The sequence below is a fragment of the Methanosarcinales archaeon genome, assembly GCA_014859725.1.
GTDB lineage: Archaea > Halobacteriota > Methanosarcinia > Methanosarcinales > Methanocomedenaceae > Kmv04.
The window spans coordinates 1-2,126 of the sequence record JACUTQ010000258.1; the positions used below are offsets into that span (position 1 = coordinate 1).

Consider the following 2,126-nt stretch of genomic DNA (forward strand, 5'->3'; position numbering starts at 1 on the left):
ACATTACGGTTTCAGAGATTTGAAAAAGCTCAATTTTTGGAGGTGTGAAGTATAAACCATATCGCTGATCTGTCACAACGCAAAGCTGCAAGAGTTGCAGGATTGCTGTATCTAGCTGTCATAGTATTCGGTGTCACCGCTGAATTAGTTCGCCAGAGTCTTATTGTACCCGGAGATGCTACTACAACAGTCAATAATATCATGGCTTCTGAATCCCTATTCCGTCTAGCCTTTGTGATCGATCTGATCATGATTGCCTGTTTTTTATTGTTGCCCCTGGCTTTATACGTGTTACTTAAACCAGTTAACAAAAACCTTGCTTTGCTTATGGTAATATTCGTTCTGGTCAGTGTCCCGATAATGTTCATCAATATGCTTATCCATTTTGCTCCCCTGCTACTTTTAAGCGGTGCTGACTACTTGACCGTATTGGGAGCAGATCAGTTGCATGCTCTGGTGATGTTCTTTTTCGAATTGTACACAGCTGGAGTTATGATCGCCACGATATTTCATGGCCTTTGGCTCCTTCCCCTCGGGTTTTTAGTTTACAAATCGGGCTACTTTCCCAGAATTTTAGGCGTCTTGTTGATGATTGCATGTTTTGGCTTTCTGATAGATAGTTTACGATATTTTGTTTTTCCCGAATACGAAGTGATAACTTACCCAGGTATCGTGTTTGAAATTATTGGGGAATTTGGATTTTGCGGTTGGCTTTTATTGAAAGGTGCTAAAATACCGAAATAGGGAGTGTACATAAATGAAAGCGATCGTATGCACAAAATACGGACCACCGGATGTCCTTCAGCTCAAAGAGGTAGATAAACCCGCTCCTAAAGACACTGAAGTACTCATCAAAATATTTGCAGCAACAGTTACATCTGGGGACATGAGAATGCGAAGTTTCAAAATCCCTCCTTTGCCCTGGCTACCCATGCGAATATTTTTAGGTTTGAGAGGACCAAGAAAAAAAATACTTGGTTCGGATCTGGCCGGGGAAATAGAATCATTAGGCAAAGATGTAAAGCTGTTTAAAAAAGGTGACCAGATTTTTGGATCTACCGGTGGATTTGGTGCTCATGCCGAGTACATATGTTTGTCTGAAGAAGAGGTGCTGGCAATAAAACCTACCAATATGACCTATGAGGAAGCTGCCGCTGTTTTTTTTGGTGGACAAACAGCATTGCATTTTCTTAGAAAGGGAAATATCCACAGCGGTCAAAAAGTCCTTATCTATGGAGCTTCCGGAGCAGTTGGTACTTTTGCGGTACAGCTTGCCAGGTACTTTGGGGCAGAAGTTACCGGGGTATGCAGTACTACGAATCTGGAAATGGTGAAATCTCTGGGAGCGGATAAGGTAATTGATTATACTAAAGAGGATTTTACCAAAAGCGGTGAGACCTATGACATTATTTTTGATACAGTAGGCAAGAGTCCGTTTTCAGGTTGCGTGAGATCGCTAAAGAAAAAAGGATTCTATCTTAGAACAGTCCACATGACACTGTCACCGATTGTTCGAGGGCTATGGACCTCAATGACAAGCAGCAAGAAAGTAATAGGTGGAGTAGCAAGTGAACATAAAGAAGATCTGATTTTCCTCAAAGAGCTTATTGAGGCAGGAAATATAAGACCGGCCATAGATAGATGCTATCCGTTGGAACAAATTGCCGAGGCTCACAGGTATGTCGAAACAGGACACAAAAAGGGAAATGTAGTCATAACTGTGGAGCATAATATCAAAAACTAACAAAGGGCCTACCACTCCCACACCACAAGACCGGGCGAAGTCAGATCAGGACGGGCACCCGGCCAGAGTGAAGACGAGAGGAGTCGGTAGACTGCAATAGTTTGAAGTTAATTTTATTTGCTATCAGAAGTAATTCCTTAATAAGAGTGGTGGATAATGTGGTTTAATCTACCAATGTTAGTTGTGGGAGGCATATAATATATGAACGAGGAAGCACCCCCCGGACTTGCACTTAGAGTCGTCGTATCCATAATAGTTCCCAAAACCGCCGATTCAATCGAAAAGCGCCTGCCAGCCTTCACACCCTAAGCGCGATGAGAGCTGATTGAAAAAACCTATTGTTCAAACCGCAATGCATCCACTGGATTCATCTTAGCTGCAT

2 protein-coding genes are annotated in these 2,126 nt (G+C 42.4%); both read left to right on the forward strand.

Features of this window, described 5'->3' with window-relative positions:
• The first annotated feature begins 51 nt into the window (after nucleotides 1–51).
• Nucleotides 52–744 carry a DUF4386 domain-containing protein gene (locus IBX40_13010; protein ID MBE0525230.1) on the forward strand — a complete coding sequence of 231 codons (693 nt, stop codon included), beginning with the start codon at nucleotides 52–54 and terminating at the stop codon, nucleotides 742–744.
• 13 nt (nucleotides 745–757) lie between these two features.
• Nucleotides 758–1,744 (forward strand): NAD(P)-dependent alcohol dehydrogenase, encoded by a 987-nt coding sequence (locus tag IBX40_13015; protein MBE0525231.1) that lies wholly within the window; start codon nucleotides 758–760, stop codon nucleotides 1,742–1,744.
• Nucleotides 1,745–2,126 lie beyond the last annotated feature (382 nt).